Origin of the sequence: Marmoricola sp. OAE513 (assembly GCF_040546585.1) — a bacterium.
Classification (GTDB): Bacteria; Actinomycetota; Actinomycetes; order Propionibacteriales; family Nocardioidaceae; genus Marmoricola.
Genome location: NZ_JBEPOC010000001.1, coordinates 326117 through 352321, shown reverse-complemented (window position 1 = coordinate 352321; position 26205 = coordinate 326117). Strand labels below are relative to the sequence as shown.

General features: G+C 70.5%; 23 protein-coding genes and 1 pseudogene. 23 read left to right on the top strand and 1 reads right to left on the bottom strand.

Annotated elements, in window-relative coordinates; all coding sequences use genetic code 11:
• Positions 1-52 precede the first annotated feature (52 nt).
• The 18 genes and pseudogenes from ABIE44_RS01680 (at position 53) to ABIE44_RS01595 (ending at position 18291) form a co-directional block, all read left to right on the top strand.
• Positions 53-193, top strand: a complete 141-nt coding sequence (locus tag ABIE44_RS01680; RefSeq protein WP_209713229.1) for a hypothetical protein — start codon at positions 53-55, stop codon at positions 191-193.
• Positions 194-204: 11 nt separating this feature from the next.
• Entirely contained in the window at positions 205-1167 is a 963-nt protein-coding gene (rsmH, locus tag ABIE44_RS01675) for a 16S rRNA (cytosine(1402)-N(4))-methyltransferase RsmH (protein WP_209713231.1), read from the top strand.
• A complete protein-coding gene (gene ftsL, locus ABIE44_RS01670) occupies positions 1164-1751 on the top strand; it encodes a cell division protein FtsL (RefSeq protein ID WP_209713233.1) in 588 nt (195 codons plus the stop codon). Before rsmH ends, ftsL begins: the two co-directional genes overlap by 4 nt.
• The gene (locus ABIE44_RS01665) at positions 1748-3562 is read left to right on the top strand and encodes a peptidoglycan D,D-transpeptidase FtsI family protein (protein WP_354437760.1); all 1815 of its coding nucleotides are present in this window, start codon (positions 1748-1750) and stop codon (positions 3560-3562) included. Before ftsL ends, ABIE44_RS01665 begins: the two co-directional genes overlap by 4 nt.
• Before the next feature lie 96 nt (positions 3563-3658).
• Positions 3659-5179, top strand: a complete 1521-nt coding sequence (locus tag ABIE44_RS01660) for a UDP-N-acetylmuramoyl-L-alanyl-D-glutamate--2,6-diaminopimelate ligase (protein WP_209713235.1) — start codon at positions 3659-3661, stop codon at positions 5177-5179.
• 5 nt (positions 5180-5184) lie between these two features.
• Complete coding sequence (locus tag ABIE44_RS01655) at positions 5185-6612, top strand: UDP-N-acetylmuramoyl-tripeptide--D-alanyl-D-alanine ligase (RefSeq protein ID WP_354437759.1); 1428 nt, start codon at positions 5185-5187, stop codon at positions 6610-6612.
• Entirely contained in the window at positions 6609-7703 is a 1095-nt protein-coding gene (gene mraY / locus ABIE44_RS01650) for a phospho-N-acetylmuramoyl-pentapeptide-transferase (RefSeq protein WP_209713239.1), read from the top strand. The genes ABIE44_RS01655 and mraY overlap by 4 nt, the downstream gene beginning before the upstream one ends.
• Positions 7704-7709: 6 nt before the next feature.
• Entirely contained in the window at positions 7710-9179 is a 1470-nt protein-coding gene (murD, locus tag ABIE44_RS01645) for a UDP-N-acetylmuramoyl-L-alanine--D-glutamate ligase (protein WP_209713242.1), read from the top strand.
• A gap of 13 nt (positions 9180-9192) precedes the next feature.
• Positions 9193-10461: a putative lipid II flippase FtsW gene (gene ftsW / locus ABIE44_RS01640; RefSeq protein ID WP_354437758.1), complete on the top strand. Its 1269-nt coding sequence runs from the start codon at positions 9193-9195 to the stop codon at positions 10459-10461.
• 10 nt (positions 10462-10471) lie between these two features.
• A complete protein-coding gene (gene murG, locus ABIE44_RS01635) occupies positions 10472-11563 on the top strand; it encodes an undecaprenyldiphospho-muramoylpentapeptide beta-N-acetylglucosaminyltransferase (protein WP_209713246.1) in 1092 nt (363 codons plus the stop codon).
• A complete protein-coding gene (gene murC, locus ABIE44_RS01630) occupies positions 11560-13002 on the top strand; it encodes a UDP-N-acetylmuramate--L-alanine ligase (RefSeq protein ID WP_209713248.1) in 1443 nt (480 codons plus the stop codon). The genes murG and murC overlap by 4 nt, the downstream gene beginning before the upstream one ends.
• Positions 12999-13760: a cell division protein FtsQ/DivIB gene (locus ABIE44_RS01625; protein ID WP_209713250.1), complete on the top strand. Its 762-nt coding sequence runs from the start codon at positions 12999-13001 to the stop codon at positions 13758-13760. Before murC ends, ABIE44_RS01625 begins: the two co-directional genes overlap by 4 nt.
• Before the next feature lie 191 nt (positions 13761-13951).
• Positions 13952-14897: pseudogene (ftsZ, locus tag ABIE44_RS01620) on the top strand (cell division protein FtsZ); the annotation flags it as partial.
• A 251-nt stretch (positions 14898-15148) separates the two neighbouring features.
• Positions 15149-15868, top strand: a complete 720-nt coding sequence (locus ABIE44_RS01615) for a purine nucleoside phosphorylase YfiH/LACC1 family protein (protein WP_209713254.1) — start codon at positions 15149-15151, stop codon at positions 15866-15868.
• Positions 15865-16563, top strand: a complete 699-nt coding sequence (locus ABIE44_RS01610) for a YggS family pyridoxal phosphate-dependent enzyme (protein WP_209713256.1) — start codon at positions 15865-15867, stop codon at positions 16561-16563. The genes ABIE44_RS01615 and ABIE44_RS01610 overlap by 4 nt, the downstream gene beginning before the upstream one ends.
• 71 nt (positions 16564-16634) lie before the next feature.
• Positions 16635-17120: a cell division protein SepF gene (locus ABIE44_RS01605; protein WP_209713258.1), complete on the top strand. Its 486-nt coding sequence runs from the start codon at positions 16635-16637 to the stop codon at positions 17118-17120.
• Positions 17121-17127: 7 nt separating this feature from the next.
• Positions 17128-17418 carry a YggT family protein gene (locus ABIE44_RS01600; protein ID WP_209713260.1) on the top strand — a complete coding sequence of 97 codons (291 nt, stop codon included), beginning with the start codon at positions 17128-17130 and terminating at the stop codon, positions 17416-17418.
• 123 nt (positions 17419-17541) lie between these two features.
• Positions 17542-18291 (top strand): DivIVA domain-containing protein, encoded by a 750-nt coding sequence (locus tag ABIE44_RS01595; RefSeq protein WP_209713262.1) that lies wholly within the window; start codon positions 17542-17544, stop codon positions 18289-18291.
• A 104-nt stretch (positions 18292-18395) separates the two neighbouring features.
• Here ABIE44_RS01595 and ileS read toward each other — a convergent pair whose 3' ends face one another.
• Positions 18396-21548 (bottom strand): isoleucine--tRNA ligase, encoded by a 3153-nt coding sequence (ileS, locus tag ABIE44_RS01590; protein WP_354437757.1) that lies wholly within the window; start codon positions 21546-21548, stop codon positions 18396-18398.
• Between the two features lie 359 nt (positions 21549-21907).
• Between ileS and ABIE44_RS01585 the strand changes: the two genes are divergently transcribed.
• Genes ABIE44_RS01585 through htpX form a run of 5 tightly spaced genes read left to right on the top strand, consistent with a single transcriptional unit; the run spans position 21908 to position 26044 of the window.
• Complete coding sequence (locus ABIE44_RS01585; RefSeq protein ID WP_209713266.1) at positions 21908-22924, top strand: TraR/DksA family transcriptional regulator; 1017 nt, start codon at positions 21908-21910, stop codon at positions 22922-22924.
• Positions 22897-23457 (top strand): signal peptidase II, encoded by a 561-nt coding sequence (gene lspA, locus ABIE44_RS01580; protein WP_209713268.1) that lies wholly within the window; start codon positions 22897-22899, stop codon positions 23455-23457. Before ABIE44_RS01585 ends, lspA begins: the two co-directional genes overlap by 28 nt.
• Positions 23454-24395 (top strand): RluA family pseudouridine synthase, encoded by a 942-nt coding sequence (locus ABIE44_RS01575; protein ID WP_209713270.1) that lies wholly within the window; start codon positions 23454-23456, stop codon positions 24393-24395. Before lspA ends, ABIE44_RS01575 begins: the two co-directional genes overlap by 4 nt.
• Positions 24382-25098, top strand: coding sequence for a GNAT family N-acetyltransferase (locus tag ABIE44_RS01570; RefSeq protein ID WP_209713272.1), 717 nt, complete (start codon positions 24382-24384; stop codon positions 25096-25098). The genes ABIE44_RS01575 and ABIE44_RS01570 overlap by 14 nt, the downstream gene beginning before the upstream one ends.
• 58 nt (positions 25099-25156) lie before the next feature.
• Entirely contained in the window at positions 25157-26044 is an 888-nt protein-coding gene (htpX, locus tag ABIE44_RS01565; protein WP_209713274.1) for a zinc metalloprotease HtpX, read from the top strand.
• The last annotated feature ends 161 nt before the right edge of the window (positions 26045-26205 follow it).

The following is a 26205-nucleotide window of genomic DNA, read 5'->3' as shown; positions in this document are numbered from 1 at the left end:
CCCGGCGATCACCAAATTCTCACCACCACACCAGCCATCAGGGGTCGAAACCATGAGCGGATTGAACGAGGCCACGCCGGCCCGACGCGTACGTCACGACGTACGCGACGGTGTCGCGCTGATGGCGTTCTCCGCGGTCACCAGCGTGGTGCTCGGCCTGGTCATGACGCTGCTCATCGGACTCGGCAAGTAGGGCTCGGGCAGATGACGACCCCCTCCCACGTCCCGGTGCTCCTCGACCGGGTCGTTGCCCTGGTGGCCCCCGCGCTCACCGCGCCGGGCAGCGTGTTCATCGACGCGACCCTCGGCCTGGGCGGTCACAGCGAGGCCGTGCTGACCCGGTGCCCCGAGGCGCACGTGATCGGCGTCGACCGCGATGTGCACGCGCTCGACATCGCCGGCAAGCGGCTGGAGCCGTTCGCGGAGCGGACCACCCTGGTGCACGCCGTGTACGACGAGATCCCCGACGTCCTGGCCGACCTCGGCCGGGGCCCGGTGCAGGGGATCCTGTTCGACCTCGGCGTCTCCTCGATGCAGCTCGACGTCGCCGAGCGCGGGTTCGCCTACGCCGTCGACGCACCGCTGGACATGCGGATGAACGACACCACGGGCCTGACCGCCGCCGACGTGCTCAACACCTACAGCGGAGCGGACCTGGCCCGGATCCTCAGCTCGTACGGCGAGGAGAAGTTCTCCCGCCAGATCGCCCGGGCGATCGTGAAGGAGCGCGAGACCGAGCCCTTCGCCACCTCGGCCCGCCTCGTCGAGCTGCTCTACGACGTGATCCCGGCGCCGGCGCGTCGTACCGGGGGACACCCCGCCAAGCGCACCTTCCAGGCGCTTCGCATCGAGGTCAACGACGAGCTCGGCGTGCTGCGGCGGGCGATCCCCGCGGCGATCGACTCGATCGGCATCGGCGGGCGGGTCGTCTTCATGAGCTACCAGTCGCTCGAGGACCGGATGGTCAAGCAGGTCATCACCAAGCGCGGCACGTCCACGGCGCCGGTCGACCTGCCGGTCGTCCCCGAGGAGCACCAGCCCGAGCTGAAGCTGCTCACCCGCGGCAGCGAGAAGGCCTCGGCCGCCGAGATCGAGGAGAACCCCCGCGCCGCATCCGTCCGGGTGCGCGCCGTCGAACGGATCCGCTTCAAGAAGGACGCAGCATGAGTCAGACGCAGAGTGTCCGGGTCCGGTCGCAGCGCACGGCCACGGCGGCCGTCGAGCGTGCTCGGCTCTCCCTGGTCCCCAGCCGCCCGTCGTCGGCTCCGCGGGCGCCGTTCGCGATCCTGGTCTTCCTCATCCTCGGCGCCGGCGTCCTCGGGCTGCTCATGTTCAACACCCAGATGCAGCAGGCCTCGTTCCACGCCACCGAGCTGCAGCGGAAGGCGGACGCGCTGCAGGCCAAGAGCCAGGCGATGAGCCAGGAGCTGGAGGACAAGCGCGACCCGCAGCGGCTTGCGCGCGCTGCCCGCAAGCTCAACATGGTGACGCCGCCCAACCCCGCGACGCTCAACCTCAGCACCGGGAAGGTCGAGGGCGAGCCGCAGGCCGCCACCCCGGAGAACCGGACGATCATCATGTCCGACAGGACGCCGCTGCCGCCGTGGGGAAACCGCAAGCCGATCACGAGGTTCATCGATCCTCCCGCCGGACAAACCTCCACCGCGAACGGCCCTGCCTCCGGCGCAAACGCGTCCGCCGCAGGTACGAATGACTCACCCACGAACGCGGACGATGGAGCCCAGCGTTGACCCAGCCTCGCCGACCGGCCGCGCGCAACCGCAACCGGACCCGGACCGACCAGCGCACGCTGCGGGGTTCGTCCGAGGCGCGGCTGCGCTCGGGGATGATCGTGATCGCGATCGTCGTGTCGATCTTCGGCGCCCGGCTGTTCCAGCTCCAGGGTCTCGACCCCCGGTCCTACGCGACCCGCGCCGACGCCGAGGGTGTCGTCACGGTGCCGCTGCCGGCGACCCGCGGCGAGATCCTCGACCGCAACGGGGTCGCGCTGGCCGAGACGATCAGCGGGCTGACGATCGTCGCCGACCCGCAGGCGACCAACCCGAACGCGGAGAAGATCGCCCGCATCCTGGCCAACAAGCTCGACCTCGACTACTTCGACGTGCTGGCCAGTCTGCGCAAGACGACGGACAAGAGCGGGAAGAAGCTGCACTTCGTCTACGTGGCGCGTCGCGTGCCTGCCGGTCTGGCCACTGCGGCGGTGGCTGAGGTCAAGAAGGCCAAGTACCTCGGCATCGACACCCTCGCCGACCCGGTGCGCACCTATCCCGCGCACGACGTCGGGTCGAACCTCCTCGGCTTCCTCAACACCGACGGCAAGCCGCTGGCCGGGCTGGAGAAGTCGTTCGACACGCTGCTCTCCGGCAAGGACGGCAGCGAGACCTACGAGGTCGGCGGCGGAAACCGGATCCCGCTCGGTGAGAACTCCCAGGTCAAGCCGGTCAACGGGAAGGACCTGAAGCTCACCATCGACCGCGACGTGCAGTGGTACGCCCAGCGGGTGCTGCGCACCGCGGTCCAGAACTCGCGGGCGGTCTCCGGCGCCGCGCTGGCGATGGACACCAAGACCGGTGAGATCCTCGCGTTCGCCGACTACCCGACGTACGACGCCAACAACCCGGCAGCCGCCAAGAAGGTCGACCGCGGCAGTCGTGCGCTCAGCGACGTGTACGAGCCCGGGTCGGTCGAGAAGGTGTTGACCACCTCGGCGCTGATCGACGCCGGCAAGGTCACGCCGCGGACCCGGATCAAGGTGCCGAAGGACCTCCCGGTCCTCGACCGGGTGATCCACGACTACTTCGAGCACGACAACATCAAGCTCACCCTCGCCGGCGTGATCGCGAAGTCCTCCAACATCGGCACCGTGCTGGCCACCCGTCAGTTCAAGCCCCAGCAGCTGTGGGGCTACCTCGACAAGTTCGGCCTCGGTCAACGCCCGAACGTCGGCCTGCCCGACGCCACCCGCGGGCTGCTCCCGGACGCCTCGACCTGGTCGGAGCTGAGTCAGGCGACGATCTCCTTCGGCCAGGGCGTCTCGGTCAGCGCGCTGCAGATGATCACCGCGGTCAACGCGATCGCCAACGGCGGCGAGCGGATCTCGCCCAGCCTGGTGAAGGGCAGCGCGACCACGGTCGACGGCACCGAGGTCGGCACCGACACGGCCACCCGCACGCGCGTGGTCAGCCCGGCCGCCGCCGCGGCCACGGCGCAGATGATGGAGATGGTCGTCACCGAGGGAGCCGGCACCGCACCGATGGCGGCCATCCCGGGCTACCGCGTCGCCGGCAAGACCGGTACCGCCCAGCAGGTCGGCAAGAGCTGCGGGTGCTACGACGGCTCGCTGGCTGTCTCGTTCTCGGGCTTCGCGCCCGCGGACGACCCGCGGTTCACCGTGTACGTCGTCATCCAGAAGCCCGCCGGGGGAGCGACCGGCGGTGGCACGGCAGGTCCGGTGTTCCGCAAGATCCTGTCCTACCTGCTGCAGAAGTACGCCGTGCCGCCGACGAACACCCCGCCCGCCGCGCTGCCCGTGGAGTGGTGAACCGATAGGTTCGTGGCTGTGTTCCTCGCCTCGCTCGTCAACGCGCCGTCGCTCGCTCGGTCAAGAGCACGCTCCGGCGATCGTTAGGCTCGGCGCGTGTCACTGACCCGTCCCGCGCACCCGATCGCCACCCCTGTGGGCGATCTGGCTGCCAGGACCCGTGCGCGTGTGCTCGGCGGGACCGACGGTGTGAGCGTCACTGGCCTGAGCCTGAGCTCGCGCCGGGTCACCCCCGGCGACCTGTACGCCGCCCTCCCGGGTTCCGCGGCCCACGGCGCCGACTACGCCGCCGACGCGGTCGACGCCGGTGCTGTCGCGGTCCTCACCGACCCGGCCGGTGCCGACCGGCTGACCGGGGCGACCGTCCCGGTCCTGGTCGTCGACGACCCGCGGGCGCTCCTGGGCAGGCTCGCGGACGAGATCTACGGGCACCCGGCCGGCTCCCTCACGCTGATGGCCGTCACCGGTACCCAGGGCAAGACCACCACCACCCGCCTGCTCGAGGCCGGGCTCGAGCAGGCGGGTCTGCGCGCTGCGGTGATCGGGACCGTCGGCACCCGGATCGCCGGAGCCGAGGTGAAGACGGCGCTGACCACGCCCGAGGCCCCCGACCTGCACGCCCTCTTCGCCGTGATGGTCGAGCAGGACGTCCGCGGCTGCGCCATGGAGGTCTCCAGCCACGCCCTGGTGATGGGGCGCGTCGACGGTGTCGTCTTCGACGTCGCGGCGTTCGTGAACCTCGGCCGCGACCACCTCGACTTCCACGCCGACCTCGAGGACTACTTCGCGGCCAAGGCGTCGCTGTTCACTCCCGAGCGCGCCCGCCTCGGCCTCACCAACGTCGACGACGAGTTCGGCCGCCGCCTGCTCGAGGTCGCCGGCATCGAGATGCGCACGTTCTCGACCGAGGGCAACCCGGCCGACTGGCGGGCGGTCGACGTGCAGCTGCGGCCGGAGGGTTCGACGTTCACGGTGATCACGCCCACGGGGGAGCAGGTGCCCGCGGGCGTGCCGCTCACCGGTGCCTTCAACGTCTCCAACGCGCTCTGCGCCGTGGCGCTCGCCGCCGAGGCCGGCTTCGACGTCGCCGCGGTCGCCGCGGGGATCGCCTCCTCCGGGGGCGTTCCCGGTCGTCTCGAGCGGATCGACGCCGGGCAGGACTTCCTCGCGGTCGTCGACTACGCCCACAAGCCGGACGCCCTGGAGGCGGCCGTGGCAGCACTGCGCCCACTGACCACCGGTCGGCTGATCCTCGTCGTCGGGGCCGGCGGCGACCGGGACGCCGGCAAGCGTCCGCTGATGGGCGAGATCGGGGCCCGCTCCGCCGACGTGCTCGTGGTCACCGACGACAACCCGCGCAGCGAGGACCCGGCCGCCATCCGTGCGGCAGTCCTGGCGGGCGTCCCCGCCGACGCGCACGCCGAGGTCGTCGAGATCGGCGACCGTGGCAGCGCCATCGCCCATGCGGTCGGACTGGCCGGACCCGGTGACACCGTGCTGGTGGCGGGTAAGGGACACGAGACCGGCCAGGAGGTGGGCGGCCCGGGGGACGTGGTGGTGCACCCGTTCGACGACCGTGACCAGGTCCGTGCCGCACTGGAGGGAAGAGCCCGATGATCGCCATGACGCTCACGGAGATCGCCGAGGTCGTCGGCGGCGAGGTCGCCGACCCGCTCCAGGGGCCCACGGTCGTCAGCGGTCCGGCGTTCCTGGACAGCCGCGAGCCCGCGCCAGGCGGGCTCTTCCTCGCCATCGCAGGGGAGCACGTCGACGGTCACGACTACGCCGCGGGAGCGGTCGCGGGCGGAGCCGCCGCGGTCCTCGCCAGCCGGCACCTGGATCTCCCCGGCGTCGTCGTGGACGACGTGCAACGAGCCGTCGGGGCGCTCGCCGCCCACGTGCTCGCCACGCTGCGTCGTCGGAACCCCGACCTGGTCGTGCTCGCCGTCACCGGGTCCCAGGGCAAGACCAGCGTCAAGGACATGCTCGGCGCGGTGCTCGCCGACGCGGGCCCGACGGTGGCGACGTACGGGTCCTTCAACAACGAGCTCGGCCTGCCGCTGACCGTGCTCCGTGCGGAGGAGACCACCCGCTACCTCGTCCTGGAGATGGGCGCCCGCGGGATCGGTCACCTTGCCGACCTCTGCGCGATCGCGCCCCCGGACATCAGCATCGTGCTCAACGTCGGTAGGGCCCACCTGGGCGAGTTCGGTTCGCAGGAGAACATCGCGATCGCGAAGGGCGAGCTGGTCGAGGCGCTGGGTCCGAACGGCGTCGCCGTGCTCAACCTCGACGACCCCCTGGTCGCGGGGATGGCTCCGCGCACGAAGGCGGCCGTGCACACCTTCGGCGAGGACGTGAACGCCGGCCTGCGGCTGTCCGACCTCGAGGTCGACGACCTCGGGCGACCGTCGTTCGACCTCACGACCGGCGCCGAGCGGGTGCACGTGAACCTCGGGCTGCTCGGGGCGCACCAGGCCCGCAACGCCGCCGCAGCGACCACGGCAGCTCTGGCGGCGGGCGTCCGTCTGGAGGACGTCGCCGCGTCCCTGCAGCGGCTCACCGCGCTGTCGAAGTGGCGGATGGAGCTGCACGAGCGGGCCGACGGTCTGGTGGTCATCAACGACGCCTACAACGCCAACCCGGACTCGATGGCGGCCGGTCTGCAGACCCTGGCCGGGATCGGGGAGCGGGCCGGTCGTCCCACGGTCGCCGTCCTGGGGGAGATGCGCGAGCTCGGTGCGACAGCGCTGGAGGAGCACCGCGCGATCGGCCGGCTGGCCGCCGACCTGGGCATCTCGCGGGTGGTCGTCGTCGGGGAGGGCGCCCAAGGGATTGCTGAGGGGATTGCTGAGGGGATCACTGAGGCCAACGACACAGCCGTCTTCCACCCCTCGGTGCGCGATGCTGCCCTCGCCGTGCGGAACAATGTCGACGGCACGGAGATCGTGCTGGTCAAGGCATCGCGGGCGGCCGGGTTGGAACGGGTCGCCGACGCGTTGCTGGCCGACGACCGGGCTGACGACGAGGCGAAGGAGGCGAAACCGTGAGAGCAGTCCTGCTCGCCGGCGGTCTGTCGCTGATCTTCACCATCATCGGGACCCGGGTCGCGATCTCGGTCTTCGCGAAGCGGGGCTACGGCCAGCTGATCCGCGAGGACGGGCCGACGACGCACCACACCAAGCGCGGCACCCCGACCATGGGTGGCCTGGTGATCGTGCTGGCCACGGTCGTCTCCTACTTCCTGGCCAAGCTCATCACCGGCGTGCACCCCTCGGCGTCGGCGCTGCTGCTGCTGTTCCTCTTCGTCGGGCTCGGTTTCGTCGGGTTCCTCGACGACTTCATCAAGATCTACAAGCAGCGCAACCTCGGTCTGCGGAGCAAGGCGAAGTTCATCGGTCAGACGCTGGTCGCGGTGATCTTCGGCTTCCTGGCTCTGTGGAAGCACGCGCCGTTCGTCGACGCCGACGGCACCACGGTGGCCAGCCGCGCGATCTCGTTCACCCGCGACCTCGACTCGTTCAAGCTCCCGCTGGCCCTGATGGTCGTGTTCATCGTGCTGCTGATCGCCGGCACCAGCAACGCCGTGAACCTCACCGACGGTCTCGACGGCCTCGCCGCCGGCGCCTCGATGATGGTCTTCGGTGCCTACACGCTGATGAACATCTGGCAGAACAACCAGGACTGCGGCGGCACCCGGGTCGCGGTATCCGGTGCGGTCGGTTCCTGCTACGTGGTCCGCGACCCCCTGGACCTGGCCGTCATCGCCGCCGCGATCACCGGCGCCTGCTTCGGCTTCCTCTGGTACAACGCCTCGCCCGCCCAGATCTTCATGGGTGACACCGGCTCGCTGGCTCTCGGTGGTGCGGTCGCCGGTATGGCCGTGATGACCCGCACCGAGCTGCTGCTCGCCCTGCTCGGGGGCCTGTTCGTGATCCAGACGATGTCGGTGATCCTGCAGGTCGGGTACTTCAAGGCGACCAAGGGCAAGCGGCTGTTCCGGATGGCGCCGCTGCACCACCACTTCGAGCTGCTCGGCTGGGAGGAGATCACCGTGGTGATCCGCTTCTGGCTGATCGGCGCGGTCTTCGTCGCCGCCGGTCTGGGCGTCTTCTACGCCGAATGGGTGGTCGGAGGATGAGCACCGTTGCCGTCCCGTCCTGACCAGCTCGGCCGGCACGACTCCTGGGAGGGCGTCGACGTCGTCGTCGCCGGCATGGGCGTCTCCGGTTTCGCCGCCGCCGACAACCTGACCTACCTGGGTGCTTCGGTGACCGGCCTGGACGACGGCGAGCCCGGGGCCCGCGCCGAGCGGGCCGCGCTGCTCGAGGACCTCGGCGCCACGATCCGGTACGGCGAGGGCTCCACCGCCGTGCTGCCCGAGGACGTCGACGTGCTGATCACCTCACCGGGCTGGCGGCCCGACACCCCGCTGCTGGCGCAGGCCGCCGCCCGGGGCATCCCGGTCTGGGGCGAGGTCGAGCTCGCCTGGCGTCTGCGCGACCCGGAGAACCCGGTGCCCTGGCTGGCCGTCACCGGCACCAACGGCAAGACGACGACGGTGCAGATGCTCGCGCAGATGCTGCGCCGGGGCGGCCACCGCGCGGTGGCCGCGGGCAACGTCGGGCTGCCGCTGGTGGAGGCCGTGATGACCGGGTACGGCGAGGACGGCGACCCCTACGACGTCCTGGCGGTCGAGCTCTCCAGCTTCCAGCTGCACTACACGTCCTCGATGAGTGCGCACTCCGCGGCGGTCCTCAACGTGGCCCCGGACCACCTCGACTGGTACCCCTCGATGCAGGCCTACACGGCGGACAAGGGCCGGATCTACGAGCAGGTCCAGCACGCCTGCGTCTACAACGTCGCCGACCCGGTCACCGAGCAGCTCGTCGTCGACGCCGACGTCGTCGAGGGCGCACGCGCGATCGGTTTCACCCTCGGGATGCCGTCGGTCGGCATGCTCGGTCTGGTCGAGGACGTCCTGGTCGACCGGGCGTTCGTCGAGAACCGCCGCGAGGCGGCCGCCGAGCTGTGCACGCTGGCCGATCTTGCCTCGCCGGCCCCGCACATGGTGGCGAACGCCCTGGCAGCGGCCGCGCTGGCCCGCTCGTACGGGGTCGCCCCGGTGGCCGTGCGCGACGCGCTGCGCGAGTTCAAGCCCGACGGTCACCGGATCGCGGAGGTGGCCACCTTCGACGGGGTCACCTGGGTCGACGACTCCAAGGCCACCAACCCTCCCGCAGCGCTGGCGTCCCTGCAGGCCTACGAGTCGGTCGTGTGGGTTGCCGGGGGACTGGCGAAGGGAGCCACCTTCGACGACCTCGTCGAGAAGGTCGGGAACCGGCTGCGCGCGGTAATCCTGATGGGTACTGATGCTGATGTGATTGGTGAGGCGTTGTCCCGACACGCCCCGGATGTGCCCGTCTTCCGGCTCGCCGCCGGAGAGACTGCTCCCATGGAAAGGGTCGTGGCGGAAGCCGCGGCGCTGGCACGACCGGGGGACACGGTTCTCCTTGCTCCCGGATGCGCCTCCATGGACATGTTCGCCAACTACGGCGCCCGCGGCGATGCCTTCGCCGAGGCGGTGCACCGCAGGCAGCGGGCTCAGGACAGCTGACGCAGGAGGAAGAGTGAGCGCCACCGCGCACCCCGGTGACCGGACCTACGGCAGCAGCGCCGGTGTCCGGACCTGGATCGCGACGATGCGCCGCCACCTCGACCGGCCGCTGACCCCGTACTACCTGCTCCTCGGCGCGACCACGCTGCTGCTGGCCATCGGCATGGTGATGGTGCTCAGCGCCTCCAGCGTCGAGGCTTTCGAGAACCAGGGCGGCAACAGCTACTACTGGGCGACCAAGCAGCTCATGTGGGTCGTCGTGGCGCTGCCGTGCGCCTGGATCGCCACCCGGCTGCCGCTGAAGGTCCTGCGGCTCGCCTCCTGGCCGATGCTGCTGGTGGCCGCCGGGATGCTCGTGGCGACGCAGACCTCGCTCGGCGTCGAGGTCAACGGCAACAAGAACTGGCTCGGCGTCGGTCCCTTCCAGGTGCAGCCCTCGGAGGTCGCGAAGTTCGCGATGATCCTGTGGTGTGCCGACGTCTACGCACGCAAGGACCACCTGCTGGCCAGCTGGAAGCACCTCGTCGTCCCGGTGATCCCGGTGGCCGCAGCGATCACCGGCCTGGTCCTGGTCGGTGGCGACCTCGGCACGGCCCTGGTTCTGGTCGCGATCACCCTCGGCATGCTCTGGGTGGTGGGGGTCCCGGTGCGGTTCTTCTTCGGCGCTGCGAGCCTCGCCGGCGTCGTGGTCCTGTTCCTCGCGGCCAGCAGTCCCGAGCGGATGGAACGTCTGACGATGTTCACCAAGCCGTTCTCCGACTTCCAGAACTCCGGGTGGCAGGCCGGCCACGGCATCCTCGGCATGGCCAGCGGCGGCGTCTTCGGCAAGGGCATCGGCGCCAGCCAGCAGAAGTGGGGAAACCTGCCCGAGGCCCACACCGACTTCATCTTCGCCGTGCTCGGTGAGGAGATGGGCCTGGTCGGCACCCTGCTGGTGCTGGCGCTTTTCCTGGTGATCGCCTACGCCGGCCTCCGGGTGGCGGCGCAGGCCGAGAACCTCTTCGTGCGCTACGCGACCGCCGGGATCGTGATCTGGCTGACCGCGCACGTGATCATCAACATCGGCATGGTCCTCGCCCTGCTCCCGGTCATCGGCATCCCGCTCCCGCTGGTCTCCTACGGCGGTTCCTCGCTGGTGCCCGAGCTGGTCGCGCTCGGCCTGGTGATCGGTTTCGCCCGCTCCAACCCGAACGCCGCCGGTGAGCTCCAGCGCCGTCGCAACGAACGCCGTCGCCTCCGTGCCGTGAACGCCGGGGCGGCACGGACCGCTGGACTGCGATGAGGGCACTGCCGTGAAGCGCGTCCTGCTGGCCGGCGGAGGTACAGCGGGGCACACGTCCCCGCTGCTCGCCGTCGCCGACGCCCTCGGGCGCCGGGACCCCGATCTCGACATCGTCTGCCTCGGCACCCCGCGCGGGCTCGAGGTCACCGTCATCCCCGCAGCCGGCTACCAGCTCGAGCTGGTCTCGCCGGTGCCGCTGTCGCGCAAGCTGAACGCCGACCTCGTCCGCACACCCGGACGACTCCGTGCGTCGGTGAACGAGGCGACCGCGGTCCTGGACCGGCTTCAGCCCGACGTCGTCGTCGGCTTCGGTGGCTACGTCTCGGTGCCCGCCTACCTGGCCGCGCGCCGGCGGAGGACGCCGCTGGTGGTGCACGAGGGCAACGCCCTGCCCGGCATCGCCAACAAGCTCGGCGCGCGCTTCACCCGGTACGTCGCGACCAGCTTCCCGGGCACCAACCTCCCGCACGCGGTCGTCACCGGTCTGCCCGTACGCCGGATGATCGCCACGCTGGACCGCGCCGCGCTGCGGGCCGAGGCGCGCGCCTTCTTCGGCCTCGACGCCGATGCCCCGACGCTGCTGGTGACCGGCGGCTCGCAGGGGGCGCAGCGGATCAACGGCTCGATCGTGGCCGGGGCCGGTGCGCTGGCCGCTGCGGGGGTGCAGGTGCTGCACGTGATCGGTCCCAAGAACGAGCTCGAGGCACCGACGACCCCGGGCGGGCCGGCGTACGTGGTGCAGAACTACGTCGACCGGATGGACCTCGCGTACGCCGCCGCCGACCTGGTGGTCTGCCGCTCCGGTTCCAACACGGTCACCGAGGTCTCCGGCGTCGGGCTTCCGGCCGTCTTCGTCCCGCTCCCGATCGGCAACGGCGAGCAGGCGCTCAACGCCCGCCCGGTCGTCGACGCCGGCGGAGGCCTCCTCGTCGCCGACGCGGCGTTCACCCCCGAGTGGGTCCGGGCGACGCTGCCCGGACTGCTCACCGACGTCGCTGCGCGCGAGGCGATGGGCGCGGCGGCAGCCGGGGTGATCCCGCTGGACGCCGACGAGAAGGTCGCCGACCTGGTCGAGGCAGCGGCGCGAGGAGGGCGGCGATGAAGGTCCCCGTCCCCGCCGAGCTGCTGCCCGCCGAGGCCCTGGGTCGCGTCCACTTCGTCGGTATCGGCGGCGCCGGCCTCTCCGGCATCGCCCGGATCATGCTGGCCCGCGGCATCGAGGTCTCCGGCAGCGACGCGAAGTCCTCGGCGACCATCGAGGCGCTGCGTGCGCTCGGCGCCCGGTGCTACGTCGGCCACGCTGCCGAGCAGGTCGCCGAGGTCGACACCGTCGTCGTCTCGACCGCCGTCCGCGAGGACAACCCCGAGGTCACCGAGGCCGTACGCCGCGGCCTGCGGCTGCTGCCGCGCTCGGCCGCGCTCGAGGCGGTGATGCAGGGACGCGAGGTGATCGCCGTGGCCGGCACCCACGGCAAGACCACCACCACCTCCATGCTCACGGTCGCCCTGCAGCACTGCGGCGCCGATCCGTCCTTCGCCATCGGGGGCGACCTCAACGAGTCCGGCTCGAACGCCCACGACGGCACCGGCCGACTGTTCGTGGCCGAGGCGGACGAGAGCGACGGCGCCTTCCTGGTGTACTCGCCGCGGGCCGCGCTCGTCACCAACGTCGAGGCCGACCACCTCGACAATTACGGCACCGAGGAGGCCTACCGGGCCGCCTTCACCGAGTTCCTCGGTCGGATCGACCCCGACGGTTTCGTCGTCGGCTGCGTCGACGACCCCGGGGCCGCGGACCTTCTCACCCAGGCCGAGCGCCTCGGCCTGCACAGCGTCGGCGTCGGCATCGGCACCAGCGGCGAGCCGGCCGAGGTCAAGGCGGAGAACCTGCGCCAGGTGGGGCCGACCTCGACCTTCGTCGTCGTCGACCGCGGCCGCCGGCTGGGCGAGGTCCAGCTGCAGGTCCCCGGGCAGCACTACGTGCAGGACGCGCTCGCTGCACTGGCCTGCGGCCTGCGGCTCGGCTTCCCCTTCGCCGACCTGGCACGCGGGCTCGGCGCCTACACCGGCACCCGGCGCAGGATGGAGCTCAAGGGCGAGGTCGGCGGGATCCGGGTCTACGACTCCTACGCGCACCACCCGCGCGAGATCGTCGGTGACCTCGAGGCAGCGCGGTCGTTGGCTGCCGGCGGCCGGATCGTGGTGGCGTTCCAGCCGCACATGGTCTCGCGCACCCGGATCTTCGGGGCCGAGATGGGCGAGGCGCTCGGCGCGGCCGACGAGGTCGTGGTGATGGACATCTACGTCGCTCGCGAGGACCCGGAGCCGGGGGTCACCGCAGCACTGGTCGCGGACGCCGTCCCGCTCCCGCCCGCGCAGGTCGTGCTGGAACCCTCGTGGTCCGCCACAGCCGAGCACCTCGTGCAGCGCGCCCGCCCGGGCGACCTCATCCTCACCCTGGGTGCCGGCGACGTGACGCTGCTGGGACCCTCGGTCCTCGAGCTGCTGACGACGCGCGCCGCCGAGGGTGCCGGGTCGTGATCGGCGAGTACGGCGACACGGCAGTAGGTGACGACGAGGACACCACGGTCGTCGCCGCACCCGACTTCGGACGACGACGCTTCCGCGCCCGGCTGGACAGGTGGCGCCGCTGGATCATCCTCGCGCTGGTCGCGATCCTGCTGGTCACCGGCGGGTGGTTGATCTACTTCTCCTCCGTCCTGGCCGTGAGCCAGGTCGAGGTCACCGGCAACGCCCGGGTGACCACGGCCCGGGTCGAGCGGGTCGCCGGCGTACCGATCGGTCGTCCGATGGTGCGCACCGACCTCGCCGCGATCAAGGCGCGCGTCGAGGCGATCCACGCGGTCGAGTCCGTGGCGGTCTCTCGCTCGTGGCCGCACACCGTCGTGATCGAGATCGTCGAGCGCACCCCCGTCGCCGTCGTGGACCGGGGCGGCAAGCTGCAGGCGCTCGACGCCTCGGGCGTCCTGTTCGGCGGCTACTCCCGAGCCCCTGACGACCTCCCGCTGGTCGAGACGCGAGCGGACGTCAGCGCGTCCGCACTGGCGGAGGCTGCGAAGGTGGTCGGCGCCCTGCGTGCCGACGTCGCCGGGCGCGTCGAGAAGATCAACGTGCAGACGATCGACAAGATCAACCTCGAGCTCACCAAGGGCGTCACGGTCCAGTGGGGGAGCGCGGAGGGGTCCGAGGACAAGGCCCAGGTCCTGGTCCTCCTGCTGAAGCGCAAGGGCGTCAAGGAGATCGACGTCAGCGTGCCGGGTCGTCCGACCACGCGCTGACCGCACCGACTTTCGTCATCTCTGCAAGAAGTTCCGCCGCTCCGGGCGTGTTGCCGCAGAACTCGGGTCCGCGTTGCCTACGTTGTTCGAACGGTCGCAGGTTGACATAACATTAACTCTCCACTAGAGGGTTAAGGTTCCCCAGCCGGTCCGGACAGGATTTCCCACCACGTTCGAGAAGGGCACCCGCCATGGCAGCACCGCAGAACTACCTGGCCGTGATCAAGGTCGTCGGTATCGGCGGCGGCGGCGTCAACGCAGTCAACCGGATGATCGAGGTCGGGCTGCGCGGCGTTGAGTTCATCGCCATCAACACCGACGCGCAGGCACTGCTGATGAGCGACGCCGACGTCAAGCTGGACATCGGCCGCGAGCTCACCCGCGGCCTCGGCGCCGGCGCGAACCCCGACGTGGGCGCGCGCGCCGCGGAGGACCACGCGGACGAGATCGAGGAGGTCATCAAGGGCGCCGACATGGTGTTCGTGACGGCCGGCGAGGGTGGCGGCACCGGCACCGGTGGCGCCCCCGTGGTCGCCAAGATCGCCCGCTCGCTCGGCGCGCTGACCATCGGTGTCGTCACCCGTCCGTTCGCCTTCGAGGGGCGGCGCCGCTCGACCTCGGCCGAGGAGGGCATCGCCAACCTCCGCGAGGAGGTCGACACGCTGATCGTCATCCCGAACGACAAGCTGCTCTCGATCGCCGATCGCAACGTCAGCATGCTGGACGCCTTCAAGCAGGCCGACCAGGTCCTGCTGCAGGGCGTCTCGGGCATCACCGACCTGATCACCACCCCCGGGCTGATCAACCTCGACTTCGCCGACGTGAAGTCCGTGATGTCGAACGCCGGCTCCGCGCTGATGGGCATCGGCTCGGCCCGTGGCGAGAACCGTGCGGTCGAGGCCGCCGAGCTCGCCGTCTCCTCGCCGCTGCTCGAGGAGTCGATCGACGGCGCTCAGGGCGTGCTGCTCTCCATCGCCGGTGGTTCGGACCTCGGACTCTTCGAGATCAACGAGGCGGCGGCGATGGTGGCCGACGCCGTGCACCCGGAGGCGAACATCATCTTCGGTGCCACCATCGACGACGCCCTCGGCGACGAGGTGCGGGTCACCGTCATCGCCGCCGGGTTCGAGGGCGGTCGCCCGAAGCGTCGCGAGGACGCCCCGGGCCTGCGTCGTCCGGTCCCGCCGATCAAGACCCAGACCCAGGAGGAGACCCGGGAGGCTGCTCGCGCGATGGTCGAGGAGCGTCGTGCCGCGTCCACCCCGGTCAGCCACAAGGAGCCGGTCACGGTCGCGGCCACGCCGACGACGCAGAACGTCGACTTCCAGGACGACCTCGACGTGCCCGACTTCCTGAAGTAGAACACCCGGTTCCTGGCACGGTCCCTGGTGTACCTCCACAGAACATCGCTCGGCCCCGTCGACCTGGCCTTCACGGACAGGTACGGCGGGGTCAGCGGCGTTCCGTACGACGAGCTGAACCTGGCCGTCGAGGGCGGTGACGACCCGGACGTCCGTGCCGAGAACCACCGGATCCTGCTGGCGGACTTCGCGCCCGGCGACGTGCTGGCGGACCTGCACCAGGTGCACGGCGCCGACGTCGTCGTGGCCACCGCTGCGGGGTTCGCCGTACGACCTGACGCGGACGGGGTGGTCGCCACGGAGCCGGGCGTGACGCTGATGGTCCGGGCTGCGGACTGCGTCCCGGTCGTCCTGGCCGATCCCGGCAACGGCGTGATCGGAGTCGCGCACGCCGGGCGGCTCGGCATGGAGCGGGGCGTCGTCCCGGCCACGGTCGCCCGGATGCGTGCCCGGGGTGCAACCGCGATCAAGGCCTGGATCGGTCCGCACATCTGCGGGCGCTGCTACGAGGTGCCCCAGGCCATGCGGGACGCGGTCGGCGGCTCGGTCCCCGAGGCGGTCGGCACCACGAGCTGGGGGACTCCTGCCCTCGACCTCGGAGCAGGGGTCCGCGCCCAGCTCGAACGTGACGGGGTGGAGGTCACGGCGCTGGAGGTCTGCACGCTCGAGACTCCGTCGCTCTACTCCTACCGTCGCGACGGGGTCGGAGCCGGCCGGCTGGCCGGCGTCGTCCGGGTACGCCGATGAGCCGCGCCGAGGAGCTCGCGGCGAACCTCGCCGCGGTGCGCACCCGCATCACCGATGCCGAGACCGCAGCCGGTCGCCCCGCCGGCGGCGTCCAGCTCGTCGTGGTGACCAAGTACTTCCCGGCGTCCGACGTACGGATCCTCGCTGACCTCGGTGTCACCGCGGTGGGGGAGAACCGGCACCAGGAGGCGCAGGCCAAGGCCGCCGAGTGCGCCGACCTCGGGCTGGACTGGCACTTCATCGGCTCGATCCAGAGCAACAAGGCGGCCGCGATCGCGGCGTACGCGAGCACCGTGGAATCGGTGGACCGGGTCAAGCTCGTCGGCGCGCTCGACCGCGGTGCCCAGCAGGCAGGTCGCGAGGTCGGGTGCCTGGTCCAGGTCAGCCTGGACCCGCCGGGCGCGAGCGGCCGCGGTGGCGCCGACGCGAGCGCGGTGGCGGCGGTCGCCGACGCGATCGCGGCGTCCTCGGCACTGCGCCTGCGCGGCGTGATGGCGGTCGCCCCGCTCGGGGAACCGCCGGCGCCAGCCTTCGAGCGGCTCGCTGCGATCTCGGCCGAGCTGCGCCGCGACCATCCCGGGGCGACCGTCGTCTCCGCCGGGATGAGCGGCGACCTGGAGCACGCCGTGAAATACGGCGCGACACACGTGCGCATTGGCTCGTCGGTCCTCGGTTCGAGGCCCTCGATCCACTAATCTCAACAAACAGGACACACAAGCAACTCCAGTCCCACCCGGGTCGGAACAGGCGTAGAGGAAGAGGATTCATGAGCGGCGCGATGCGAAAGATGGGCGTCTACCTCGGACTGCTCGAGGACGCCGACGGCGACTACGCCGAGCTCGACAACGCGTACGACGAGCCCGCTCGTCGTGCACCCGAGACGACCCGTGCCGTCTCCAACATCTCCGAGCGTCGTCGCCCGGCGCCGGCGGCACCCGCCCCGGCGGCAGCGCCGGCCCGTGCCGCGGCGCCGCTGTCCAGGATCACGACGCTGCACCCGCGCACCTACAACGAGGCCCGGGTCATCGGCGAGAACTTCCGCGACGGCATCCCGGTCATCATGAACCTGTCCGAGATGGCCGACGAGGACGCCAAGCGCCTCGTCGACTTCGCCGCCGGTCTGATCTTCGCGGTCCGTGGTTCGATCGAGCGCGTGACCAGCAAGGTCTTCCTGCTCTCCCCGCCGAACATCGAGATCGGCGCCGAGGAGAAGGAGCTCATCGAACAGGGCGGCTTCTTCAACCAGAGCTGATCCCGCGATGAATCCTGTCGGGAGCACGATCGCCTTCGTGCTCTGGGCCTTCATCGGCCTCGTCTTCGTCCGCCTCGTCTTCGAGATGGTCCAGAGTTTCGCGCGCAGCTGGGAACCCCGCGGTGCCGCCCTGGTCGCCCTCGAGACGGTGTTCACCATCACCGACCCGCCGATCCTGGCATTCCGCAGGATCTTCAAACCCATCCGGATCGGTCCGGTGGCCCTGGACCTGAGCGTCCTGCTGGTCCTGGTGGTCTGCTACATCCTGCTGGCGATCAACGCAGCGATCTGGGTCTGAGGCCGCGCTGGCTCCACCGGACGAGATGCCGAGAATGCCGCAGATCGCCCAACCCGCTATTGTTCAACAGCACCGTGCTTAACAAGATCGTGTTTGTCCGACTAACGAAGAATGGGTGAGGTCATGCCGCTGACGCCTGAGGACGTGAGCAACAAGCGCTTTACTCCGGTCCGGCTCCGTGAGGGCTACGACATGGGTGAGGTCGACCAGTTCCTCGACGAGGTCGAGGCTGAGTTGGAGCGCCTGAACAAGGAGAACGACGACCTCCGAGCCAAGCTGAGCGCCGCCCAGAGCGGTGCCGCCCCGGTTGCTGCGCCGCTGCCGCCCGAGCCGGTCTTCGAGAAGGCCCCCGAGCCGATCGCACCGCCGCCGCCCGCCCCGGTCGCCGCTGCTCCGGTCCAGGAGTTCAAGGTCAGCACGGTCGCCGACGCCTCCAGCGCTGCTGCCCGGCTGCTCGAGATCGCGACCCGCAACGCTGACGAGCTCGTCGGTGACGCGAAGGACGAGGCCGACAAGATCGTCGGTGCCGCCCGCACGAAGGCCGAGCGCCTCGAGGCCGAGACCAAGGCCAAGACCGACCGGCTCGAGTCCGACGCCCGCACCCGTGCCGCCATGCTCGACTCCGAGACCGAGGCCCGCCGCAAGGAGATCTTCGGCAACCTCGAGAAGGAGAAGGAGAACCTCAACGGCGAGATCGAGGGCCTCCGTTCGTTCGAGCGCGAGTACCGCAGTCGCCTGAAGAGCTACTTCACCCAGCAGCTCGAGGCGCTCGACGGCTCGACCCAGACCGGTGGCGGTCTCCCGCCCGTCGGTCAGATCGAGCACGCTCCCAAGCGTCTGCGGTCCATCCTCGGCGAAGACGCCGACGACTGATCAGCGTTGCGCTGCACCACGTCTCGCAGCGCTGACAAGCACAGCACGTAGCACGAACGGCGCCTCTCCTCCGGGAGAGGCGCCGTTCGTCGTTCCTGTCCGGGTCAGACCTTGGCGACGGAGAACGCGAAGCCGAGCTCGTCGTCGCTGAACGTCAGCGGGGCTTCGCCCGCGGTCATCGTGGTGGCCAGCACCTCGCCGGCGATCAGGTCGGCGTGCTCGGCGACCGCCGCAGCCAGGTCGCCGGAGGCGGACCAGGTGAGCGTGATCCGGTCAGAGACCTCGAAGCCGCTGTTCTTGCGCGCTTCCTGCACCATCCGGATCACCTCGCGTGCCAGGCCGGCACGGACCAGGTCCTCGGTGAGCTCGAGGTCCAGCGCCACCGTCTCGCCCTGCTCGTTGACGACCGACCAGCCCTCGCGCGGACGCTCGGAGATGATCACCTCGTCGGCGAGCACCTCTGTCGGCGTCCCGTTCACGTCGACCGTCGCACGACCGTCCGCCGCGATCGCGGCGGCCAGCGCACTGGCGTCGGACTCGGCGATGGCGGCGGCCACCGTCGGGGTCTCCTTGGCGAACCGCTTGCCCAGCGCGCGGAAGTTGCCCTTCGCGGAGTGGTCGACCAGGTCGGCACCGGCGGCGCTGAGCGGCTCGATCGCGCCGAGGTTGAGCTCGTCGGCGACCTCGGCCCGCAGCTCGTCGGTGAGCCGCTCGAAGGCGGCCGTCCCGACGAGGGCCCGCCGCAGCGGCTGGCGGGTGCGCACCTTCGCGTCGGCGCGGGCGGCACGGCCCAGCTCGACCAGGCGACGGGCGATCGCCACCCCGGCGGACAGGTCGGCGTCGACGTCCTCGGGGACCGGGGTCGGCCAGGAGGCCAGGTGCACCGAGGACGGCGCGTCCGGCGTGACGGGCACGACCAGGTCCTGCCAGACCTGCTCGGTGATGAACGGCACCAGCGGCGCCATCAGCTTCGTCAGCGTCTCCAGGGTGTCGTGCAGGGTCTGCAGCGCGCCCGCGTCGCCGTCCCAGAAGCGGCGTCGCGAGCGACGCACGTACCAGTTGGACAGGTCGTCGACGAACTGGCCGAGCAGGTTGCCGATCCGCTGGGTGTCGAACCGCTCGTACGCCGCCGTCACCTCGACGACCAGGCTGGCCGTCTCCGCGTGCAGCCAGCGGTCCAGGACCGGCCGGTCCTGCACGGCGGGTGCGTCGCCGGTGCCCGGCGTCCAGCCGGCCGTGCGCGCGTACAGCACGTGGAAGGCCACCGAGTTCCAGTAGGTCAGGAGCACCTTGCGCACGGTCTCCTGGATGGAGGCGTGCCCGACGCGGCGGGCCGACCAGGGCGATCCCGAGCAGGCCATGAACCAGCGCACGGCGTCGGCGCCGTGCTCGTCCATCAACGGGATCGGTTCGAGGATGTTGCCGAGGTGCTTGCTCATCTTGCGGCCGTCCTCGGCGAGGATGTGCCCCAGGCAGAGCACGTTCTTGTATGAGGACTGGTCGAAGACCGTCGTGCCGACCGCCATCAGCGTGTAGAACCAGCCGCGGGTCTGGTCGATCGCCTCACAGATGAAGTCGGCGGGGTAGGCCGCCTCGAACTTCTCCTTCGAGCCCTCGACGTGCGGGTAGCCCCACTGCGCGAACGGCATCGAGCCCGAGTCGAACCACGCGTCGATCACCTCCGGAACGCGCGTCGACAGGGCACCGCAGACCGCTCCTTGGTTCTCCGACGGGCAGGCGAAGGTGATCGCGTCGACGTACGGGCGGTGCGGGTCGAGCTCGGACTGGTCGGTCCCGGTGAGCCCGGACAGCTCGGCCAGCGAACCGACGCACGTCTGGTGCCCCTCGGTGCAGCGCCAGATCGGCAGCGGCGTGCCCCAGTACCGGCTGCGGGAGAGCGCCCAGTCGATGTTGTTGTTCAGCCAGTCGCCGTACCGGCCCCACTGGATCGTCTCGGGGAACCAGTTGGTGCCCTCGTTCTCCCGCAGCAGTGCGTCCTTGACGGCCGTGGTGCGGACGTACCAGGACGGCTGTGCGTAGTAGAGCAGCGCGGTGTGGCAGCGCCAGCAGTGCGGGTAGCTGTGCTCGTAGGCGACGTGCCTGAACAGCAGGTCGCGGCTCTCGAGGTCCGCGGTCAGGTCGGCATTGGCGTGCCGGAAGAACTGGCCGCCGACCAGCGGGACGTCGTCGGCGAAGTGGCCGTCCGGGTTCACCGGGTTGACCACCGGCAGGCCGTAGGACTTGCAGACCGCCATGTCGTCGGCGCCGAACGCGGGGGACTGGTGCACCAGGCCGGTGCCGTCCTCGGTGGTGACGTAGTCGGCGAGGACGACGAAGTGTGCCTCGCTGGGGAAGTCGACGATCTCGAAGGGCCGCTGGTAGCTCCAGCGCTCCATCTCGCGGCCGGTGATCGAGGCGATCTCCGTGTGGTCTTCACCCAGCACGGCGTCGAGCAGCGGGCGGGCGACGACGACCTTGCGGCCCGCCGAATCGGATGCCGTCTCGGCCAGGACGTAGTCGACCTCCGGGTTCACCGCGACGGCGGTGTTGGAGACCAGCGTCCACGGCGTCGTCGTCCAGACGAGGAGGTCCGCGCCCTCCCACGGTCCACTGGTCAGGGCGAACCGGACGTAGACCGACGGGTCGGTCACGGTCTCGTAGCCCTGGGCGAGCTCGTGGTCCGAGAGTCCCGTGCCGCACCGCGGGCAGTACGGCGCGACGCGGTAGTCCTCGACCAGCAGGCCCTTGCCGTGGATCTGCTGCAGGGCCCACCAGACCGACTCGACGTAGGAGGAGTCCATGGTCCGGTAGGGGTCCTCGGTGTCGACCCAGTAGCCCATCCGCTCGGTCATCTGCTCGAAGGCGCCGACGTGGCGGGTCACCGACTCGCGGCAGCGGTCGTTGAACTCGGCGACGCCGAACGCCTCGATGTCGCCCTTGCCGGAGAAACCCAGCTCCTTCTCGACGGCGAGCTCGACGGGCAGGCCGTGGCAGTCCCAGCCGGCCTTGCGGACGACGTACCGGCCACGCATGGTGTGGAACCTCGGGAACAGGTCCTTGAAGACCCGGGCCTCGATGTGGTGGGTGCCCGGCATGCCGTTGGCGGTCGGCGGGCCCTCGAAGAAGGTCCACGGCTCACCGTCGCGGGTCAGCGCGACCGACTGCTCGAAGGTCTTCTGCTCGGCCCAGAGGTCCAGAACGCCGCGCTCGAGGGCGGGCAGGTCGACCTGGGGGGCAACGGGGCGGTACTGGTTCACGGTGTTCGTCCTTCGGAGGTCTTCTCGAGTCCAACCGAAGGGACGAGCGCCGTTCCGGCTCCCGCGGTACCACCCTCCTTGGCCGGCTGACGCTCGTACGTCGGTGCCGACCCGCTCTTCGTCTGCTGCTGCCGGTTCTAGTCCGCCCCGGTGCTGATCGGGGCGTTTCTTCCGGCGGCTCCGGGGTGATGGCCCCATCGATGCCGTGCAGCGGGTCCATTCTGCCAGAGGAACCCGTGCGGAATCATCCGGGATTCACGGAATGGCGAGTTGAAGGCTCTGGCGCAGGGACATATCCTCGCGCCCACCTGGTTATGACCTACGTCATATTTCCTACAGCCCGATGGGGGCGAAGCGCGATGGCTGCATCACCCAAGAAGTCGCTGGTCAGTCGAGCGGGCGCCGCTGCCCGCAAGGTGGTCAAGAAGGCGGCTCCCGCGAAGAAGGCAGCCCCCGCCAAGAAGGCGGCGCCCGCGAAGAAGGCTCCGGCCAAGAAGGCGGCGCCCGCGAAGAAGGCGGCGCCCGCGAAGAAGGCTCCGGCCAAGAAGGCAGCACCGGCCAAGAAGGCCGCGCCCGCGAAGAAGGCAGCTCCGGCGAAGAAGGCCCCCGCCAAGAAGGCAGCACCCGCGAAGAAGGCGGCGCCCGCGAAGAAGGCTCCGGCCAAGAAGGCAGCGCCCGCGAAGAAGGCCGCGCCCGCCAAGAAGGCTCCGGCCAAGAAGGCAGCACCGGCCAAGAAGGCCGCGCCCCCGAAGAAGGCCCCCACCAAGAAGGCCGCGCCGGTCAAGAAGACCGCTCCGGCGAAGAAGGCTGCACCGGTCAAGAAGGCGCCCCCCGCCAAGGCGGCGCCTGCCAAGAAGGCCCCCGCGAGCAAGGCGGTGGCGCCGAAGTTGGAGGCACCTGTCAAGGTAGCGCCCGTGACTTCTGCGCCGACCCCGAAGACCCCGGTCAAGACGGCCGCCCCGATCAAGGCTGCCACCTCCAAGTCCAAGCTCGTCGTCCGCGAGGACGAGAGCCCCTGGACCAAGGACGAGCTCAACGAGGTGCGCAACACCCTGCGTGCCGACGTCAAGCGGTTGAAGGCCGAGCTCGACGTGGTCGAGAGCGACCTCGCCCACATGATGTCCAGCGGCGGCGAGGGTGCCGGCAACGACACCGCGGACGTGGGCTCGGCGACGTTCGAGCGCGACCAGGAGATGACGATCGTCAACAACGCGCGCGACATGCTGGTGCAGTCCGAGCACGCGCTGGACCGGATCGCCGACAAGACCTACGGCGTCTGCGAGGTGTGCGGCAACCCGATCGGCAAGAATCGGTTGATGGCATTCCCGCGTGCGACAATGTGCATGACATGCAAGCAGCGCGAGGAACGTCGCTAACCAGCGACGGGGAGTCTCCCCAGCCGACGGAGGACTCCGGCTCCCGGCTGGTTCCGATCCTCGCCATCGGTCTGGTCGCCCTGCTGGTCGACCTGGGCACCAAGGTCCTCGCCGTCGAGCGTCTCGCCGACGGTGAGCCGCGGCACTTCATCGGATCGTTGCTCCAGCTGCACCTGACCAGGAATCCTGGCGCCGCCTTCAGCACCGGCACCTCGATGACGCCGTGGATCTCCGCCTTCGGCTGCGTGGCGCTGGTCGTCGTGCTGGTCGTCGCCCGCCGGGTGCGGACGCCCTTGTGGACCCTGGCCTTCGGCCTGCTGATCGCCGGCATCGCCGGCAACCTGGTCGACCGGTTCTTCCGCGACCCGGGTCCGCTGCGGGGGCACGTCATCGACTTCCTCGAGCTGCCGAACTGGCCGATCTTCAACATCGCCGACATCTGCATCAACATCGCGGCCGGACTGATCATCCTGCAGTCGCTGCGCGGTGTGCCGCTGGCAGGCCGGGAGGAGAAGTCGGAGAAGTCCTCGTGAGTGCCTCCGCCGCCGAGGAGCGTGCCCTCCTGGTCCCCGACGGTCTCGCCGGCGAACGCGTCGACGTCGGCCTGGCCCGGATGTTCGGCATCTCCCGGTCCAAGGCCGCCGACCTGCTGAGCGAGGGTCTGGTGCAGCTCGACGGCAGCACCGCGATGAAGTCGGACCGGCTGCTGCCGGGGACCCTTCTCGAGGTGAGCCTGCCCGCAGCCGGCGACCCGCTCGAGATCAACGCCGAGCTGGTCGAGGGCATCCGGATCCTGCACGACGACGAGTCGATCGTCGTCATCGACAAGCCGGTCGGCGTCGCCGTGCACCCCTCCATGGGCTGGACGGGGCCGACCGTCGTCGGCCACCTCGTCGCAGCGGGGTACCGGATCGCCACCAGCGGAGCACCGGAGCGGCAGGGGATCGTGCAGCGCCTGGACGTCGGCACGTCGGGCGTCATGGTGATCTGCAAGGGCGAGCGCGCGTACTCGGTCCTGAAGAACGCCTTCCGCAACCGCGAGATCGACAAGACCTACCACGCGCTGGTCCAAGGGCACCCGGACCCGCTGGCCGGCACCATCGACGCCCCGATCGGGCGGGCCCCGAAGTCCGACTGGAAGTTCGCGGTGCGCGAGGACGGCAAGCACAGCGTCACCCACTACGAGACGCTCGAGGCGCACCGGTTCGCCAGCCTGCTGGAGATCCAGCTGGAGACGGGCCGCACCCACCAGATCCGGGTGCACATGGCGGCGCTCAAGCACCCGTGCGTCGGCGACCTGACGTACGGCGCCGACCCGACGCTCGCCAAGCGGCTCAAGCTCGAGCGCCAGTGGCTGCACGCGATCCGCCTCGGGTTCACCCATCCCGACTCGGGGGAGCACGTCGAGTACGAGTCGACCTACCCGGCGGACCTCGCGAGCGCGCTGGAGAAGATCCGTGACGCCCACTGACGACGTCCTGCTGCGACCGGGCACCCCCGAGGACCTGCCCGAGATCGCCGAGCTGTTCCTGGCCACGCGGCGTGCCGCCGTACCGCAGATGCCGCCGGTGGTGAGCAGCGACGACAAGGTGCGCGCCTGGTTCGACGAGCACGCGCACACCCAGGAGATCTGGGTGGCCGAGGACGGCGACCTCATCGGGTTCGCCATGGTCGAGGGCGCCTGGCTGAACTCGCTGTACGTCGGGCCGCACCACCAGGCCGGGGGAGTCGGGTCGATGCTGCTCGACCTGGTCAAGGCCCAGCGGCCGGACGGCTTCGGCCTCTGGGTGTTCGCGAGCAACTCCTCGGCCCGCGGCTTCTACCACCGGCACGGTCTGGTCGAGCTGGAGCACACCGACGGGTCCGGGAACGCGGAGAAGGCGCCCGACGTCCGGATGGTGTGGCCCGGGCGGGAGCCGCTGAGCTACCTGCGCGGCCAGATCGACGCGGTCGACGACGAGCTCGCCCTGCTGCTCGCCCGGCGGCTCGCGCTGACCGCGACCGTGCAGGGCTTCAAGGACAACCCGGGGCAGTCCGGCCGCGACCCCGAACGGGAGGCGGCCATCGCTGCCCGGATGGCGGCGCACGCACCCGGACTGGGCCTGGCAGCGATCACCCGGATCATGCACACGGTCATCGGGGAGTCCCTCGATGCCTACGAACGGGACCGGTGAGGTCCGCGTCACTCCGCACCGCGGGAACCGACTCCGCGGCCGACTCGTTGGGGAAGACATGCACAACCACTTCAACGGCCTGAAGACCGCGCTGCTCCTCGGCGGCATCTTCGGCCTCCTGCTGGCCATCGGCGGCGCGATCAGCGCGTCGACCGGGAGCATGGCCTTCATCTGGCTCTTCGCGCTGTTCGGCGTCGGCATGACGGCGTACGGCTACTGGAACTCCGACAAGATCGCCATCCGTGCGATGCAGGCGGTCCCGGTGACCGAGCAGGAGCAGCCGGCCATGTACCGGATCGTCCGCGAGCTCTCGATGACCGCGGGCAAGCCGATGCCGGCCCTGTTCGTCTCCCCGACCAGCGCGCCCAACGCGTTCGCCACCGGCCGCAACCCCGACCACGCCGCGGTGTGCTGCACCGAGGGCATCCTCGAGCTGCTCGACGAGCGTGAGCTGCGGGGCGTGCTGGGCCACGAGCTGATGCACGTCTACAACCGCGACATCCTGACGTCGTCGGTCGCGGCCGCGGTGGCCGGTGTGATCACCTCGGTGGCGCAGATGATGATGTTCGCCTCGATCTTCGGCGGTGGCGACGACGAGGACCGCCCCAACCCGCTGGTGCTGATCCTGATGTCGCTGCTCGCCCCGATCGCCGCGTCGGTGATCCAGATGGCGATCAGCCGTACCCGCGAGTACGACGCGGACGAGGACGGCGCCCGGCTGACCGGTGACCCGATGGCCCTGGCCAGCGCGCTCAACAAGCTCGAGCACGGGGTGGCTGCGCGGCCGTTGCAGCCGACGCCGCAGCTGCAGAACGCGAGCCACATGATGATCGCGAACCCGTTCCGTGCCCAGGACGTGTCCAAGCTCTTCTCGACGCACCCGCCGACGGGGGACCGGATCGCCCGGCTCCAGGAGATGGCCGGGCGCGGTCCCGGCCGTTTCTGAGGCGCGACGAGGGTAGTTTCCACCGGCGCCCGGCGTGTCCTCGAGGACGCGCCGGGCGCTGTTTCGTCCTCCGTCCCGGGATGAGGAATGTCGGCCGTGCCTGACACAATCGCGATCACCGGGGACGTAGGCTGACAACCTTCCCCAGGCAGTTCCGAGAC